The sequence below is a fragment of the Streptomyces sp. NPDC005955 genome (genome assembly GCF_042871255.1).
Lineage (GTDB): Bacteria > Actinomycetota > Actinomycetes > Streptomycetales > Streptomycetaceae > Streptomyces.
The window spans coordinates 119,438-134,146 of record NZ_JBIAIF010000013.1 but is presented as its reverse complement, the minus strand read 5'-3'; the positions used below and the strand labels follow the sequence as shown (position 1 = coordinate 134,146).

The following is a 14,709-nucleotide window of genomic DNA, read 5'->3' as shown; positions in this document are numbered from 1 at the left end:
GGGTGGGGCCATGAGTGAATCAACGGTCAAGCAGCAGTCGACGGCCGCGTTCTACGGCCAGGCCGTCGTCTCGTTCGCGGTCGCCCTCGGGGCCACCGGGGTCGGCATCGCCCGACTGGACGCGGACTCCTGGGTCCGGGCCTTCCTGGCCATCGCCGTCCTCTACCTCGTCACGTCGAGCTTCACGCTCGCCAAGGTGATCCGGGACCGCCAGGAGGCGGACCGCATCGTCAGCAGGGTCGACCAGGCCCGGGTGGACAAGCTGCTCGCCGCGCACGACCCGTTCGACAAGCTCTGAGCCGGCTCCGCGCCCCGCCTCCCTTCGCTAAGCGCTTGCTCACCTTCGGGGTATCGTTGCCTCCCGGCCAGGGGCCCGCCCAGGGCCCGGCCGGCGAGAAACGAGGAGCGCGTGATGACTGCGGCGGACGAGACCGGCTGCGACACCCCGCCCTGGGGCCAGGTCACGCCGGACGCGGCCCGACGGCTGCTGGTGGCCGCCGTGGAGGCGTTCGCCGAGCGCGGCTACCACGCGACCACCACCCGGGACATCGCCGGCCGGGCCGGCATGAGCCCGGCCGCGCTGTACATCCACTACAAGACCAAGGAAGAGCTGCTGCACCGGATCAGCCGGATCGGTCACGACAAGGCGCTCGCCCTCCTCAGCGAGGCGTCCCGCGCCCCCGGCACCCCCGCCGAGCGGCTCGCCGGCGCGGTGCGGTCCTTCGTCGGCTGGCACGCCGCCCAGCACACCACCGCACGGGTCGTGCAGTACGAACTCGACGCCCTCGGCGAGCCGGCCCGGGCGGAGATCGTCGCCCTGCGGCGCCGTACCGACGGCGTGGTCCGCGACCTCATCGAGGAGGGCGTGCGCACGGGGGAGTTCGACGTCGAGGACGTCCCCGGGACCACCGTCGCCGTGCTGTCGCTCTGCATCGACGTCGCCCGCTGGTTCAACGTCGCCGGGCGTCGCACCCCCGACCAGGTGGGTGCGCTCTACGCCGACCTCGTCCTGCGGATGGTCGGGCACCGGACGCCCTGACGCCGCGCGGGCGCCTTCCCCGGTGGATTAGGCTGCGAAGGGTGCCCCAGATCCCGGTCAAGGTCCATGAACTCACGGTCGGCCAACTCGCCGCCCGCAGCGGAGTAGCCGTCTCCGCACTGCACTTCTACGAGTCCAAAGGGCTCATCTCCAGTCGGCGCACCTCCGGCAACCAGCGCCGCTACCACCGGGACGCGCTGCGCCGGGTCGCCTTCGTCCGGGCCGCCCAGCGGGTCGGCATTCCGCTCGCCACCATCCGGGACGCCCTCGCGGAGCTCCCCGAGGAGCGCACCCCGACCAAGGAGGACTGGGCCCGGCTCTCCCGGGCGTGGCGCGCGGAGTTGGACGAGCGCATCAAACAGCTGGGCCGACTGCGCAACCACCTCACCGACTGCATCGGCTGCGGCTGCCTGTCCCTGGAGACCTGCGTCCTGTCGAACCCGGACGACGTCTTCGGCGAGGAGAACGCGGGCTCCCGGCTCCTGCCGTCCCGGCTGAACAAGCCCGCCCCGCCGGAAACGGACCCGGCGGAGGACTGTTCCGGATCCCGGCCCGGGGGCCCGACCGTCTGCGAGCCGTCGAACTGATGTCCGTCGTCCGGCGGGTCGTGCGGGCCGCTCCGGACGGCTCCCGGCAGCTCCGGGCCGCTCCTCCCGGGGCGCCTGGCGTTCGCCCGTGGTGCTCGCCGCCCCGGCGACCGGTCGACGCACCGCGGGGCCGGCCCCGTCCCGACGCCCGGCCCCAAAGTGATCGCCTACACACCCACCAGGGCCCGGGCCCGCCGCGCCCTGGCCACCGCCGCCGTGGTCAACACGGGCCGCGGAACGACGATCCCGCACCGCTGGCACACCGCACCGGCCGAGGGGGCGTGCGCGAGGTCGTGCCGCCACACCAACTCCTCGTCCCCGCAGACGGGACAGCCGTCGCCCGCCTTCCGCTCCAGCGCGGCGATCAACCGCCGCAACACCTCGCCCAGCGGGGCCCGCGGGTGCAGCTGAGGGTCGTGGCACCAGGCGACCCCGAAGCCGCCCCAGGTCAGCCGGTGCCAGTCGTCCACGCTGCCGGGCCGGCGCAGCCCCCCGTGCTTCTCCCTGCGCCGTCGCGCCGCGAACTCCGACTCGTACGCGAGCCACACCGCGCGGGCGTCCTCCAACTCGTCGAGCGCCGCCACCAGCCGGAGCGGGTCGGGCGACCGGTCCTCGGGACCGAACCCGGCCCGGGAGCACAGGTGGTCCCAGGTGGCACGGTGCCCGTAGGGCGCGAACCGTTCCAGACACTTGCGTAGGGAGTACCTCCGTAGCGCCAGGTCGTTGCGGGGATCCCGCACCTGTCTGGCGAGACTTCGGAATCCGGCCATCGTCCTGCACCTCCGTCACTTGTGCGGTAGCACTCGTTCGACGTCGTTCGGGCGTTGTCGAGTAGACGAATGAGGACCCGGATTGGCTCCCTCTCATCTTCGGAAGGTGTGTTCATCTGGCCGAAACTCGACGCTTCTGCCCGCATCGCCGCCGGATGGAGCCGTGTCCGCGAGCGCAAGTTGACCAATGTTCACCATCGAAGATGAGAGGCCGCCTTCACCAGCCGTTCACCAACGGTCGCCGCCGCTCACGTTCGGTCAGTTGTAGGTCAGGTAGCGCCGCCGCACGGTGCGGAACGCCGACAGTTCCTCCTGCCAGGCCCCCACGACCGCATCCGTGTCCGCGCCCGCGTCGATCATCGTGCGGACCCGGGGCGATCCGGTGAGGTGGTCGACCCAGTGCGTCGCCGTGCCGTCGGGTCGGCGGTCGAGCCGCCAGGCGAAGTCCTCCCAGGTCCGCTTGGCGGTGACCAGCAGGCCGATCCCGGTGCGGACCGGGTCGAACGCCGCCCGGTCGTGGACGTGCAACTGCACGCCCCCGACGGTCTTGTTGACGAACTTGCCGAACGTCGGGGTGAAGTACGCCTCGCGCAGGTGCACCCCGGGCAGGTCCAGGTCGTTCGCGGCGGCGGCCCAGCGGCCGTCCAGCCCCTCGGCGCCCAGCAGTTCGAAGGGACGGGTGGTCCCGCGCCCCTCGGAGAGGTTGGTGCCCTCGAACAGGCACGTGCCCGCGTAGACGAGCGCGGTGTCCGGGGTCGGCATGTTGGGGCTCGGCGGCACCCACGGCAACCCGGTCACGTCCGGGAAGTCGGCGCGCCGCCAGCCGGACATCAAGACCGTGTCCAGTTCCACCGGGCGCTCCAGGAACTCCGCGTTGAACAGCCGGGCCAGTTCGGCGACGGTCATGCCGTGGGCCTGGGCGATGGGCTCGCGGCCCACGAAGGTCGCGAACTCCTTGCGCAGCGACGGCCCGAGCGCCGCCCGGCCGGTCACCGGGTTCGGCCGGTCGAGCACCACCACGCGCCGGCCCGCCAACTCCGCGGCCACCATGCAGTCGTACAAGGTCCAGACGTACGTGTAGAAGCGCGCGCCGACGTCCTGGATGTCGAAGACGACGGTGTCCACCCCGGAGGTCCGGAAGACCTCCGCCAAGGCTTCACCGGTCAACCGGTACGTGTCGTAGACGGGCAGTCCCGTCGCCGGGTCGTCGTGGCGGCCCTCCGAACCGCCGGCCTGCGCGGTGCCCCGGAAGCCGTGCTCCGGGCCGAAGACCGCGGTCAGGTCCACCCGCTCGTCCCGGTGCATGACGTCCACGACGTGCCGGGCGTCGCGGGTCACCCCGGTCGGATTGGTGACGATCCCGACCCGGTCGCCGCTCAACTGGGCGTAGCCGCCCGCGGCCAGGCGCTCGAACCCGGTGCGGGTGGGGCGGCGGCCCCGCGGGGCGTGGGCGAGCGCGGGCGTGGCGGCCGCGACCGCGCCGCCCGCGGCCACCGCACCCCCGGTGACGGCCAGGAGTCCTCGACGGGAGAGGGTCATCGGCCTACCTCCGCCATCGCACACTCCCGAACGAAATACGTCATGTTCGATCCCTTCCGCAGGCGGAAACGGTCATGATCGCGCACGCTAGCGTGTGGTCCGCTCCTGCGGAACGTGTCGGACACGGGCGATCCGCGCCACCCCCCGTACTCCCGGTGGACCTGCCCGCGCCGGTGCGGCCCGCCCGGGGGTAAGGTCCAGGCCGATGGGGGCGAACCGGTGCGCGACGCACCGCCCGCACGGCCGGCGTCGAAACCCGGGGCGATGGGGTGCGGTGGGGCCGGTGCCGCTCCCGGGCACCGTGCGACCACCGACGCTCCTACGGACCCCCGATCGACGACACGACGGCCTTCCCACCCCATGCGTCACGGGCGTCACGGGCGGCGCGCGTGGACCCCGTCCGCACCCCCTCGTGCATGCCCGCACGCCCGCGCGGGGGCCGAGGACGGGGTGGGAAGATCCTCGGGCCGCAGCCGCAGCCGCAGCCGCAGCCGCAGCCGCAGCCGCAGCCGCAGCCGCCATTGATGCCGGTGCCCGGACGACGACCCACGACACAGGAAGGCGGGTGCCCACGTGCCCAAGACGAAGGACGGAGACGGAGCGACCGTCCCGCAGCGACTCCTGGCGGCGGCCACCCGCCTCTTCGCCGACCGGGGCTACGACCGCACCTCCGTACAGGAGATCGTGGAGGCCGCCGGAGTCACCAAGGGCGCGCTCTACCACTACTTCGGTTCCAAGGAGGACCTGCTCCAGGAGGTCTACTCGCGGACGCTACGGCTCCAACAGGAACGCCTCGACGCCGTTGCCGGGGCCGACGCCCCCGTGACGGACCGACTGCGGGACGCCGCCGCCGACGTCGTGGTCACCACCCTGGAGAACCTCGACGACGCGGTCATCTTCCAACGCTCCATGCACCAACTCAGCCCCCAGAAGCTGCGGCAGGTACGGGCCGAACGCCGGCACTACCACGAGTGCTTCCGCGCGCTCATCGAGGAGGGCCAGACCAGTGGGGTGTTCTCCACCGCGACCCCGGCCGACCTCGTGGTCGACTACCACTTCGGCTCGGTCCACCACCTCCCCACCTGGTACCGCGCGGACGGCCCCCTGAGCCCCCGGCAGATCGCCGACCACCTGGCCGGCCTGCTGATGCGCGCCCTGCGCCCCTGAGCGTCGCGGCCGAGCACGGGCGCGAGCACCACTCCCGAACACCGCGCCGGTCAGAACACGACCACCGCGGCGCACCCCGCGAGGACGACCGTGCCCAGGGCCGTGACCGCAGCCAGCCGCGGCGCCAACGGCCGCGGGGGCACGACGCCCGTGGAGAGCTGCCACGTCCTGCGGTGCGCCACCGCCAGGAACCCCAGCCACACCAGGACGCACAGTCCGCCGGCCACCGCGCAGACCGCGGGCGACCCCCCGTCCGCGGCGGCCCGCACCGCGAGCACGACCACCACCGTGGCGGTCAGCGTGGTGCGACGCCACGCCAGCCTGGTCCGCTCCGGTTGCAGTCCCGGATCGCGGACCCGGCCGGTCATTCCGCCCAGCCCGCGAGCACGATCACGACCATCGCCACGGCCACTATCGCCACGACGAGGCTCAACAGGGCGGGGAAGCGCGACACGGGCAGGTCCTCGCCGCGTCGCATCGCCCGCTCGCAGCGCACCCAGTGGTTCACCGCGCGCAGGGCGCACAGCACCCCCGCGCCGAGGAGCGCGAGGGCCAACCCGACGCGCCAGCCCCACCGCAGGTCGGGAAGGAACTGGTCCACCGCGAAACCGCCGCCGATCAGGGCCAGCGCGGTCCGCAGCCACGCGAGGAACGTGCGCTCGTTGGCGAGCGAGAAGCGGTAGTCCGGGGTGTCGCCCTCCTCGGCGATCCGCTGCGGCGCGAACCAGAGCCGCAGGGACGACAGGGCCCCGGATACGCGCCCCCCGCCCTCGCTCACCCGGCCGCCCGTCCGGCCGCCCAGTGCTCCCGCAGCAGGCGGTACGCCTCCAGGCCGTCCGGCACCCAGGTCCAGGTGTCGAGCACGGCCAGCAGGTCCTCCTCGGGCAGGAAGGCGTGCCAGTCGACCTCTTCGACCTGCGGCCGCACGGGCCCGGTGCAGCGCACCTCGTGGACGGCCGACCACCAGCCGTTCCCCGTCTTGGGATCCCGGTACAGGAAGGTGAACAGGGGCGTGGGCGCCGGGAGGCCCGTGACGCCCAACTCCTCCTCCGCCTCCCGCAGCGCGGCCGTCGCGTAACTCTCCCCGGCCCCGACCACCCCGCCGACGAACATGTCGTACTGCGAGGGGAAGGCCAGCTTGGTGGCGGTGCGCCGGTGGACGAACACCCGGTCCTGCGGGTCCCGGACGAACACGAACACGCAGCGGTGCAGCAGTCCGCGCGCGTAGACCTCGCCCCGGGACGCGCGCCCCACCACCCGGTCCTGTTCGTCCACGACGTCGAGGACCTCGTCCGCGGCCGTGCCAGCGTTACCCATCCCCCCATCCAAGCACCACCCCCGCGGCGCCGCCGATCGGGTCCCGTCGGAGGTCGGACCAGGTCAGGGCGAGCCGGGGGCCGTCCCGTGGTGCAGGTCGCCGGCCCGGGCGTACTTCTCCGCACCCCGGGGCATGGCCGGGTGCAGCCCGAGCAGCACGATCCCCCCGACCACCGCCGCCAGGCCCGCCGCCTCCCAGGCCAGCGCGGCCGAGTCGGTGCGCAGCCGGTCCCCCAGGAACCCCACCCCGCACAGGATGCCGGCCAGCGGTTGCGCGGCGGTCAGCGCGGGCAGCGACATCCGCAGCGGTGCCGTCTCGAAGGCGCTCTGCACGAGCAGCAGGCCGGTGACACCGAGCGCCAGCACCGCGTACGGCTGCCAGGAGGTGATCACCGAGCCGAGACCGGAGTCGGCGAACCGCAGCCCGGTCACCCGGGTCAGCGCGTCCTGTACGCCGTACAGCAGCCCGGCCGCGCCCCCCAGCAACACCGGCGCCATGACCAGCCGGGCCCGGAGCGCCAGCACGACGAGCAGCGCCGCGGCCCCCAGCACCAGTCCGATGATCAGCCACTGTCGGAACGGGTCGGCGACGGCCTCCCCGGCCCGGGGGCTCCCCGCCACGATGAAGGCGCTCACCCCGCCCGCGAGCAGGGCCAGCCCCGTCCAGCCCTGGGCGCCGAGCGGCTGCCCGGTCAGCCACCGGGACAGGGCCAGCGCGAACAACAGATGGGTGGCGAGCAGGGGCGCCACCAGACTCAGCTGTCCGTGCCCGAGGGCCAGGGCCCCGAGCGCCATGCCGCACACCATCAGCCCGATGCCGGCGAGCCAGCGCGGTACCCGCACGAGGTCCAGCAGCAGTCGGAAGGAGAGGAAGTCGCCGAGCGGCGCCCGCTGGGCCGCGTCCTGTTGGAGGACGAACCCGAACCCCAGGCAACAGGCCGCACCGACGGCCAGGACGAGCACGAGTACCGACACGCCGCAGACCACCTCACGACCGTCCGGCCCGGAGCGCCGGGCACCGTGGTCCGTGGCCGGTGCGTTCCGGCCACGCCCGCACCGGGGGCCGCACCGAACGAGGAGCCCCGTCACGAGAGGTTGACGCGGGTCACCCCGTCCCCCAAGGATCTGACTCACCAGTAACCCCAGTATCCCACCCGGGCGCCGAGCCGCCGGTGCAACGGGGGGTCCCGGTGGACCGGAGGGACGGCGCATGGCGTACGACGCAGACGCGATCGTGATCGGTGCGGGCCTCGCGGGCCTGGTGGCGACCGCGGAACTCGTGGCCGCGGGCCGCAAGGTCATCCTCCTCGACCAGGAGCCCGCACAGTCGCTCGGCGGCCAGGCGCACTGGTCCTTCGGGGGCCTCTTCCTCGTCGACTCCCCGGAGCAGCGCCGGATGCGCGTCCGCGACAGCCGGGAGCTGGCCCTCCAGGACTGGCTGGGGAGCGCCGGCTTCGACCGCCCCGAGGACCACTGGCCCCGTCGGTGGGCCGAGGCGTACGTGGACTTCGCCGCGGGGGAGAAGCGTTCCTGGCTGCACCGGCGCGGGGTGCGCTTCTTCCCGGTCGTCGGGTGGGCGGAGCGCGGCGGCTACGACGCGACCGGCCACGGCAACTCGGTGCCCCGCTTCCACCTCACCTGGGGCACCGGCCCCGCCCTGCTCGCCCCCTTCGCCCGCCGGGTCCGCGAGGGTGCCGCCCGGGGGCTGGTGGACCTCCGGTTCCGGCACCGGGTGACCGCGCTGTCCGGCCCGGCCGCGGCGGTGGACACGGTGGGCGGCGAGGTCCTCGACCACTCGGAGGTCGCCCGCGGCAGGCCCAGCAGCCGCACCGTGACCGGTTCGTTCGAACTGCGCGCCCAGGCGGTGATCGTCACGTCCGGCGGCATCGGCGGCAACCTGGGGCTGGTCCGCCGCAACTGGCCCGCCCGGTTGGGCACCCCGCCCGCGCGCATGGTCCGCGGGGTGCCCGCACACGTCGACGGGCTGATGCTCCAGATCACCGAAGCGGCCGGCGGCCACCTGGTCAACGGCGACCGGATGTGGCACTACACCGAGGGGCTGCACAACTGGAACCCGATCTGGAACGAGCACGGCATCCGCGTGCTGCCCGGCCCTTCCTCGCTGTGGCTGGACGCGCGCGGCAACCGGTTGCCCGTTCCGCTGTTCCCCGGCTTCGACACCCTGGGCACCCTCGACCACCTCATGCGGACGGGGTACGAACACAGCTGGTTCGTCCTCAACCGGCGCATCATCGGCAAGGAGTTCACGCTCAGCGGCTCCGAACAGAACCCCGACCTCACGGGTCGTTCCGTGCGCGGTGTGCTCGCCCGGGCCCGCGCACAGGTGCCCGCCCCCGTCCAGGCGTTCCTGGACCACGGTGCGGACTTCGTGGTCGAAGCCGAACTCGGCGCACTGGTACGCGGCATGAACGCCCTGGTCGGGGAAGACCTCGTCGACGAGGGGGAGTTGCGCCGGGTCGTCGTCGCGCGTGACCGCGAGGTCGCCCACCCGTTCACCAAGGACTCCCAGCTCACCGCGATCCGGGGGTCCCGTGCGTTCCTGGGGGACCGGCTGGTCCGCACGGTCGCCCCGCACCGCCTGCTGGACCCGGCGGCCGGCCCGTTGATCGCGGTACGGCTCAGCGTCCTGACCCGCAAGACCCTGGGCGGACTGGAGACCGACCTCGACTCCCGGGTCCTCACCGAGAGCGGCGAACCGCTCGGCGGGGTGTACGCCGCGGGGGAGGCGGCGGGTTTCGGCGGCGGCGGGATGCACGGCTACCGCGCCCTGGAGGGCACCTTCCTCGGCGGCTGTCTGTTCTCCGGCCGTGCGGCGGGCCGGGCCGCGGCCGCGGCGGTCGGCTGACCGAGCCGCCGGCACGCCCCCCCCGGACGCCGGGCCGTCGATGCCGCCCCCGGAAACCGGTCCGTAGGTACCAGCCCCGGAAACCGGTCCGTCGGTACCGCCGCCCCGGAACCGGCCCCCCACAGGCGTGCCCCGGCGGACCGCCGGGTAGGACGTCCCACGAACCGCACGTCAACCCGGCACGACCTCCCGCCCCTTCGCCCGCGTCGACCCGGATCGTTCGCGAACGATCAAGGAACCAGCAGGTCGTTGAACCCGACCCGACCCAAGTCGACTGGGGATGAAGCGGCATCCAAGGGACAACTCGACCGTCCGAACGGGTACTTGACACGTGTAGGTGATCCGGTCGCTCTTGACTCAGGGCACCTGGTGCCTGTTTGCTGTCCGTGATCATTCGCTCAACACACCGTGTCGGGGAGGAAGTCCCGCGGTGACGCCACCCCCACCGCCTCTGGGTCGTTCGCGCAAGCGCGGCCCGCACGTCTTCGACGCGGCCCTCGATGACGCACCCTTGGCCACTGCGCGCACCGCGCTCACCCAGGGCCGCTGGTCCGTGGTCCGCGGTCTGCTCGTCGACACCGGCGACGACTGGGACCGACGGGGCCACCGCATCTCCGTACTGGCCCAGGAGGCCAGCACCCTGGCCTGGGCCCAGGACTGGAAGATCGCCGAGCCGGAGTCCGTCGACGCCGCCGTGCTCATCGGGTTCGCCACCGTTCAGCGCGCGCTGCACGGCAAGGCCCGCCCCGATGCCGCGCGCGCCGCCTGTCGTACGGCCACCGGCCTCGTCCCCGACGACCCCACGCCCTGGCTCGCCCTGTTGACGCTGGAACGCGCCCTGGGCACCGAGGACGACGTCGTGCGGCTCTTCGACGAGGTCAGGCACCGCCACGCCGAGCACCACCAGGCCCACCACCTGATGATCGCCCGGCTCGCCGAGCGTCGTGCAGACGCCGGCCAGGACCCCATGCACGAGGTCTACGACTTCGCGGCGTGGGCCGCCGAACAGGCCCCGGCGGACTCCCCCTTAGCGATCCTCCCGGTCGTCGCGCACGCCGAGCGGTACCGCGTCCTCGCCGCGGCCGGCAGCGAGCCGGCCGATCCCCTCTCGTCCGGACACTGGGTCGGCCGCCGCGCCCGCCAGGTCATGAAGGCCGCGTTCGACTGGTGGCTGGAGTGGGAGCGGGAGGACCACCCGCGCAACCGGGTCGACCTCAACTTCCTCGCGCACGCCAAGTACTGCGGGGGCAGGGGCGCCGAAGCCGCCGCCCTCTTCCACCGCATCGGCAACCACATCACCCCCGCCCCCTGGTCGTACCCCGACCGGGACCCGTTCGAGGCGTTCCGGGAAGCGCGCGGCGCCTCCCTGGGCACCGTCTGACGGCGCCGATCCCTCCGGGCGGTCGGCGCGGACCGCACCACCGAGCACCACCAGCACGGCCCCAGCAGCACCGGGGCACCGAGGCGGCGCGGTCCACCGGGCAACCACCCGGGACCCCGCGCACCTGCGGCACCGGCGACGCCGGCGCACGGCGCGTCCGCACCATCCGCACACCCCCGCTCGACCAGCACCACGGCACCACCGCACCATCGGGCCGCACACGGGTGCGACGCACGTACGGACGTACGGGCGCGCGACGCCCCGTCGGCCCGGAGCACACCGCAAGAGCCGCACCAGCAAGAGCCGCACCAGCAAGGCCCGCACCACGCTCAGAGGACCCACGCGAAAGGACCATCCCCGCCATGAAGACGGGCAGTTCGAGTTCCAGCGACACCAGATCCGCCCCCGGTGACAAGCCCGGCGGGATCAACACGTTCAAGGGCCACGACCGCGCGCTGCGCGCCGACCGGCTCGGCACGGCGGGTCTCCTCCTGTCCGTGCTGGCGGCGACCGGACCGCTCATGGTCGTCGCGGGCGTCATGCCCACCACCTTCGGCGTCATGGGAATCGTCGGGCAGCCGTTGCTCTTCGTCCTGCTGGGCGTCGTCCTGATCCTCTTCTCCTTCGGATACGCGGAGATGAGCCGTCACGTTCACAACGCGGGCGCTTTCTACGCCTACATATCGCGCGGTCTCGGCGGCACCGCGGGCGCGGGCGCCGCGCTGGTGGCGCTGGTCGCCTACAGCGCCCTCCAGGTGGGGCTCTACGGGCTCTTCGGCTTCGAGGTCTCCCTGCTCGTCAACGAGCACCTCGACGTCGAACTGGTCTGGTGGGTCCCGGCCATCGCCTGTGCCGCGGTCGTCGGCTTCCTCGCCCTGATGAAGATCGACGTCAATGCGCGTGTCCTCGGCGTGCTGCTGCTCATCGAGGTGGCGCTCGTCGTGGTGTTCGACATCGCGGCCATCGCGGACCCCTCCAAGCAGGGCGTGTCCCTGGAGGCGTTCAACCCCGACACCCTCACCGGCGCGGGCATCGGTACCGCCCTGTGCTTCTGCATCGCGGCCTTCACCGGCTTCGAACAGGCACCCGTCTACGCGGAGGAGACCAGCCGTCCGCAGGTCGTCGTGGCCCGGGTGATGTTCCTCGCCGTCGGCTTCGTGGCGGCGTTCTTCGCCTTCAGCTCCTGGGCGCTGACCGTCGCGGCCGGCCCCGACGGCGTCGTCCCCGCAGCCCGTGAACACTCCGCGGGGATGCTCTTCTACCTCACCGAGAGCCGGCTGGGCGAGACCTTCACGGACGTCATGCACGTCCTCCTGGTGACCGGTGTGTTCGCCGCGACGCTCAGCTTCCACAACGTGGTCTCCCGCTACGCCTTCGCGATGGGCCGCGAGGGCCTGCTGCCCGCCGCGTTCGGACGGACCAGCAGCGCCAGCGGCGCCCCCGGCACCGGAGCCCTGCTCCAGAGCGGGGTCACCATCGTCGTCCTGCTGGCGTTCGCGCTCACCGACGACAAGCCGGTCGGCGACCCGACCGCGCCGATCCTGCGCCTGTTCACCTGGATGGGCAACATCGGCGCCTTCGGGGTCACCCTGCTGATGGCCGTCGCCTCGCTCGCCGTGATCGTCTTCTTCGTCCGGCGCGGCGCCGCCCGGGCCCAGCTGTGGCGTCTGATCGCCTCCGGCATCGCCGGCACGGCCCTGCTGGTCATCGCCGGGTACACGGTCAAGGACTTCTACGTCCTGGTCGGCACCGGCTCCGACTCGCTGCTGCGCTGGGTGCTGCCCGGCATCATCGTCCTCGCGGCCGTCGTCGGCCTGGCCGTCGGAGCGTTCCTGAAGTCCCGCAACCCCGAGGCGCACGCCCGGATCGGCCTCGGCAACGAGGCCTTCCAGTTGGAGAAGGCGGCCGAGGGCGAGTCCTGACCCCGGCGCCCACGCCGACGGGGCGGTCCGTCATCCGACGGACCGCCCCGCGTTGGTGTTCCGGGGCGGCTAGATCACCAGGGACAGCAGCATCACGATGGCACCGGCGACGACCGAGATGATCGTCTCCATCACCGACCACGTCTTGATCGTCTGTCCGACGTTCATGCCGAAGTACTCCTTCACCAGCCAGAAGCCGGCGTCGTTGACATGGCTGAAGAAGAGGGAACCCGCTCCGATCGCCAGCACGAGCAGCGCGAGGTGCGTGTTCGACATGTCGGCGGCCAGCGGAGCGACGAGACCCGCGGCCGACACGGTCGCGACGGTCGCCGAGCCCGTCGCGAGACGGATGACCACGGCGATCAGCCAGGCGAGCAGCAGCGCCGGGATCGACCAGCTCTCGGAGATCTCCAGGACCATCTGTCCCACGCCGGAGTCGATCAGCGTCTGCTTGAAGCCGCCACCCGCGCCGACGATCAGCAGGACGCCCGCGATCGGGCCGAGGGACTTCTCCACGGTGCTCGACAGCCGGCCCTTGGTGAACCCGGCCGCCCGACCCAGCGTGAACATGCCGACGATGACCGCGGCGAGCAGCGCCATCAGCGGCGAGCCGATCACGTCGAACACCCGCTGCACCATGTTGGTGGGGTCGTCGACGATGATCTCGACGAGGGCGCTACCGAGCATGAGCACCACGGGCAGCAACACGGTGAAGACGGTGGCGCCGAAGCCGGGGCGCTTCTCCAACTCCTCCGAGGGGCGCGTCGGGATCATGTTCTCCGGCACCGGCACGTCGACCCAGCGGGCGGCGTACTTGGCGAAGACCGGGCCCGCGATGATCACCGTCGGGATGGAGACGAGCACACCGAGCGCCAGGGTCAGACCGAGGTTCGCCTGCACCGCGTCGATCGCGACCAGCGGGCCGGGGTGCGGCGGTATCAGACCGTGCATCACGGACAGACCGGCCAGGGCGGGGATGCCGATCCGCATCAGCGAGTAGTTGCCCCGCTTGGCGACCATCAGCACCACGGGGATCAGCAGCACGATGCCGACCTCGAAGAACAGCGGCAGACCGATCACCGAGGCGATCAGCACCATGGCCCAGGGCATGGCGCGTCCACTGGCCTTGGCCAGGATCGTGTCGACGATCTGGTCGGCGCCGCCGGAGTCCGCGAGCAGTTTGCCGAGGATCGCGCCGAGCGCGATCAGCACGCCGACACCGGCGACGGTGTTGCCGAGCCCGCTGGTGAAGCTGGGGATCACCTTGTCCAGCGGCGCTCCGGCGAAGGCGCCGAGGGCGAGCGAGCCGATGGTCAGTGCGAGGAACGCGTGGACCTTGAACTTGGTGATGAGCAGGACGATGACGGCGATGCCCGCGAGCACGGCGATCCCCAGCTGGGCGTGGCCCGCGGAGGTGATCGGCTCGATGGGGTCCGCTGCCAGCATCTCGACGCTGAGTCTGGTCACGGTCGGTTTCCTTGGGGTACTCGGTCGTACGGGAACGTACGGAAGCGATGGGGACGGAGGGCTGTGGGGCGCGTGCCCCGGGTGCGGGCGGCCCGCCGGGCGCCCGGCGGATCAGGGGGTCGGCGGACCGGTGGGCGCCGGTAGCGCGCCGCCCGCGGCCGCGAGTGCGACGACGGACCGTGCGGTGATGTCCCCGGGGTCGCCCGCCACGTCGACGACCACCCCCGCCTCGTCCGGCTCCAGCGGCTGGAGGGTCGCGAACTGGGAGTCGAGCAGCGCGGTCGGCATGAAGTGGCCCTCGCGGTGGGACATACGGTCCTCGATCAGCGACCGCTCGCCCGCGAGGTGCAGGAACACCAGGTCCGGTGCGGCGGTGCGCAGCCGGTCGCGGTAGCTCCGCTTCAGCGCCGAGCTGCTGACCACCCCGCCCAGTCCGGTCCGCCCGCGGGCCCACTCCCCGATGGCGTCCAACCAGGGCCAACGGTCCTCGTCGGTGAGGGGGGTGCCCGCGGACATCTTGGCGATGTTCGCGGCCGGGTGGAAGTCGTCGCCCTCGGCGTACGGGACGCCGAGCCGGTCCGCGAGCAGCGGGCCGATCGTCGTCTTGCCGGTCCCCGCCACGCCCATGACCACGATGACATGGGGCGTCGGAGC

The 14,709-nt window shown here is 72.7% G+C and carries 15 protein-coding genes; 7 read left to right on the top strand and 8 right to left on the bottom strand.

The window, feature by feature from the left end:
* Nucleotides 1-10: 10 nt before the first annotated feature.
* The 3 genes from ACFYOU_RS26680 to soxR all read left to right on the top strand — a co-directional run bounded on the left by ACFYOU_RS26680 (nucleotide 11) and on the right by soxR (nucleotide 1,626).
* Nucleotides 11-298 carry a YiaA/YiaB family inner membrane protein gene (locus tag ACFYOU_RS26680; RefSeq protein WP_391309037.1) on the top strand — a complete coding sequence of 96 codons (288 nt, stop codon included), beginning with the start codon at nucleotides 11-13 and terminating at the stop codon, nucleotides 296-298.
* Between the two features lie 114 nt (nucleotides 299-412).
* Nucleotides 413-1,039, top strand: coding sequence for a TetR/AcrR family transcriptional regulator (locus tag ACFYOU_RS26675; protein ID WP_389765321.1), 627 nt, complete (start codon nucleotides 413-415; stop codon nucleotides 1,037-1,039).
* A gap of 41 nt (nucleotides 1,040-1,080) precedes the next feature.
* Nucleotides 1,081-1,626 (top strand): redox-sensitive transcriptional activator SoxR, encoded by a 546-nt coding sequence (gene soxR, locus ACFYOU_RS26670; protein ID WP_389765323.1) that lies wholly within the window; start codon nucleotides 1,081-1,083, stop codon nucleotides 1,624-1,626.
* A gap of 167 nt (nucleotides 1,627-1,793) precedes the next feature.
* Here soxR and ACFYOU_RS26665 read toward each other — a convergent pair whose 3' ends face one another.
* Both ACFYOU_RS26665 and ACFYOU_RS26660 read right to left on the bottom strand, forming a co-directional pair.
* The gene (locus tag ACFYOU_RS26665) at nucleotides 1,794-2,396 is read right to left on the bottom strand and encodes a hypothetical protein (protein WP_389765325.1); all 603 of its coding nucleotides are present in this window, start codon (nucleotides 2,394-2,396) and stop codon (nucleotides 1,794-1,796) included.
* 258 nt (nucleotides 2,397-2,654) lie between these two features.
* Nucleotides 2,655-3,935, bottom strand: a complete 1,281-nt coding sequence (locus ACFYOU_RS26660) for an exo-beta-N-acetylmuramidase NamZ domain-containing protein (protein WP_391309034.1) — start codon at nucleotides 3,933-3,935, stop codon at nucleotides 2,655-2,657.
* A gap of 573 nt (nucleotides 3,936-4,508) precedes the next feature.
* Between ACFYOU_RS26660 and ACFYOU_RS26655 the strand changes: the two genes are divergently transcribed.
* Nucleotides 4,509-5,102, top strand: coding sequence for a TetR family transcriptional regulator (locus tag ACFYOU_RS26655; protein ID WP_391309033.1), 594 nt, complete (start codon nucleotides 4,509-4,511; stop codon nucleotides 5,100-5,102).
* A gap of 50 nt (nucleotides 5,103-5,152) precedes the next feature.
* Here the strand turns inward: ACFYOU_RS26655 and ACFYOU_RS26650 are convergent, their stop codons facing one another.
* The 4 genes from ACFYOU_RS26650 to ACFYOU_RS26635 form a co-directional block, all read right to left on the bottom strand.
* Nucleotides 5,153-5,470, bottom strand: coding sequence for a DUF202 domain-containing protein (locus ACFYOU_RS26650; RefSeq protein ID WP_391309031.1), 318 nt, complete (start codon nucleotides 5,468-5,470; stop codon nucleotides 5,153-5,155).
* Nucleotides 5,467-5,880 carry a DUF202 domain-containing protein gene (locus tag ACFYOU_RS26645; protein WP_391309029.1) on the bottom strand — a complete coding sequence of 138 codons (414 nt, stop codon included), beginning with the start codon at nucleotides 5,878-5,880 and terminating at the stop codon, nucleotides 5,467-5,469. The genes ACFYOU_RS26650 and ACFYOU_RS26645 overlap by 4 nt, the downstream gene beginning before the upstream one ends.
* Entirely contained in the window at nucleotides 5,877-6,419 is a 543-nt protein-coding gene (locus ACFYOU_RS26640; protein WP_391309028.1) for an NUDIX domain-containing protein, read from the bottom strand. The genes ACFYOU_RS26645 and ACFYOU_RS26640 overlap by 4 nt, the downstream gene beginning before the upstream one ends.
* Nucleotides 6,420-6,482: 63 nt before the next feature.
* On the bottom strand, nucleotides 6,483-7,394 hold the full coding sequence (locus tag ACFYOU_RS26635; RefSeq protein ID WP_391309027.1) for a DMT family transporter: 912 nt from the start codon (nucleotides 7,392-7,394) through the stop codon (nucleotides 6,483-6,485).
* Nucleotides 7,395-7,629: 235 nt separating this feature from the next.
* On the opposite strand from ACFYOU_RS26635, the gene ACFYOU_RS26630 reads away from it, so the two are divergent.
* From ACFYOU_RS26630 to ACFYOU_RS26620, 3 genes are all read left to right on the top strand, one after another.
* Nucleotides 7,630-9,285 (top strand): FAD-binding dehydrogenase, encoded by a 1,656-nt coding sequence (locus ACFYOU_RS26630; protein ID WP_391309026.1) that lies wholly within the window; start codon nucleotides 7,630-7,632, stop codon nucleotides 9,283-9,285.
* Between the two features lie 430 nt (nucleotides 9,286-9,715).
* The gene (locus ACFYOU_RS26625) at nucleotides 9,716-10,666 is read left to right on the top strand and encodes a hypothetical protein (protein WP_391309025.1); all 951 of its coding nucleotides are present in this window, start codon (nucleotides 9,716-9,718) and stop codon (nucleotides 10,664-10,666) included.
* A gap of 362 nt (nucleotides 10,667-11,028) precedes the next feature.
* Nucleotides 11,029-12,588, top strand: a complete 1,560-nt coding sequence (locus ACFYOU_RS26620) for an amino acid permease (protein WP_391309024.1) — start codon at nucleotides 11,029-11,031, stop codon at nucleotides 12,586-12,588.
* A 69-nt stretch (nucleotides 12,589-12,657) separates the two neighbouring features.
* On the opposite strand, the gene ACFYOU_RS26615 is transcribed toward ACFYOU_RS26620, so the two are convergent.
* Entirely contained in the window at nucleotides 12,658-14,055 is a 1,398-nt protein-coding gene (locus tag ACFYOU_RS26615) for a gluconate:H+ symporter (RefSeq protein WP_391309022.1), read from the bottom strand.
* Between the two features lie 111 nt (nucleotides 14,056-14,166).
* The gene (locus ACFYOU_RS26610; RefSeq protein ID WP_391309151.1) at nucleotides 14,167-14,682 is read right to left on the bottom strand and encodes a gluconokinase, GntK/IdnK-type; all 516 of its coding nucleotides are present in this window, start codon (nucleotides 14,680-14,682) and stop codon (nucleotides 14,167-14,169) included.
* Between the last annotated feature and the right edge of the window lie 27 nt (nucleotides 14,683-14,709).

Excerpts from the sequence above, each read along its gene's own strand:
- ACFYOU_RS26680 (WP_391309037.1), top strand. The coding sequence starts at position 11 with ATGAGTGAATCAACGGTCAAGCAGCAGTCGACGGCCGCGTTCTACGGC.
- ACFYOU_RS26675 (WP_389765321.1), top strand. The coding sequence starts at position 413 with ATGACTGCGGCGGACGAGACCGGCTGCGACACCCCGCCCTGGGGCCAG.
- ACFYOU_RS26665 (WP_389765325.1), bottom strand. The coding sequence starts at position 2,396 with ATGGCCGGATTCCGAAGTCTCGCCAGACAGGTGCGGGATCCCCGCAAC.
- ACFYOU_RS26660 (WP_391309034.1), bottom strand. The coding sequence starts at position 3,935 with ATGACCCTCTCCCGTCGAGGACTCCTGGCCGTCACCGGGGGTGCGGTG.
- ACFYOU_RS26650 (WP_391309031.1), bottom strand. The coding sequence starts at position 5,470 with ATGACCGGCCGGGTCCGCGATCCGGGACTGCAACCGGAGCGGACCAGG.
- ACFYOU_RS26640 (WP_391309028.1), bottom strand. The coding sequence starts at position 6,419 with ATGGGTAACGCTGGCACGGCCGCGGACGAGGTCCTCGACGTCGTGGAC.
- ACFYOU_RS26630 (WP_391309026.1), top strand. The coding sequence starts at position 7,630 with ATGGCGTACGACGCAGACGCGATCGTGATCGGTGCGGGCCTCGCGGGC.
- ACFYOU_RS26620 (WP_391309024.1), top strand. The coding sequence starts at position 11,029 with ATGAAGACGGGCAGTTCGAGTTCCAGCGACACCAGATCCGCCCCCGGT.
- ACFYOU_RS26610 (WP_391309151.1), bottom strand. The coding sequence starts at position 14,682 with ATGGGCGTGGCGGGGACCGGCAAGACGACGATCGGCCCGCTGCTCGCG.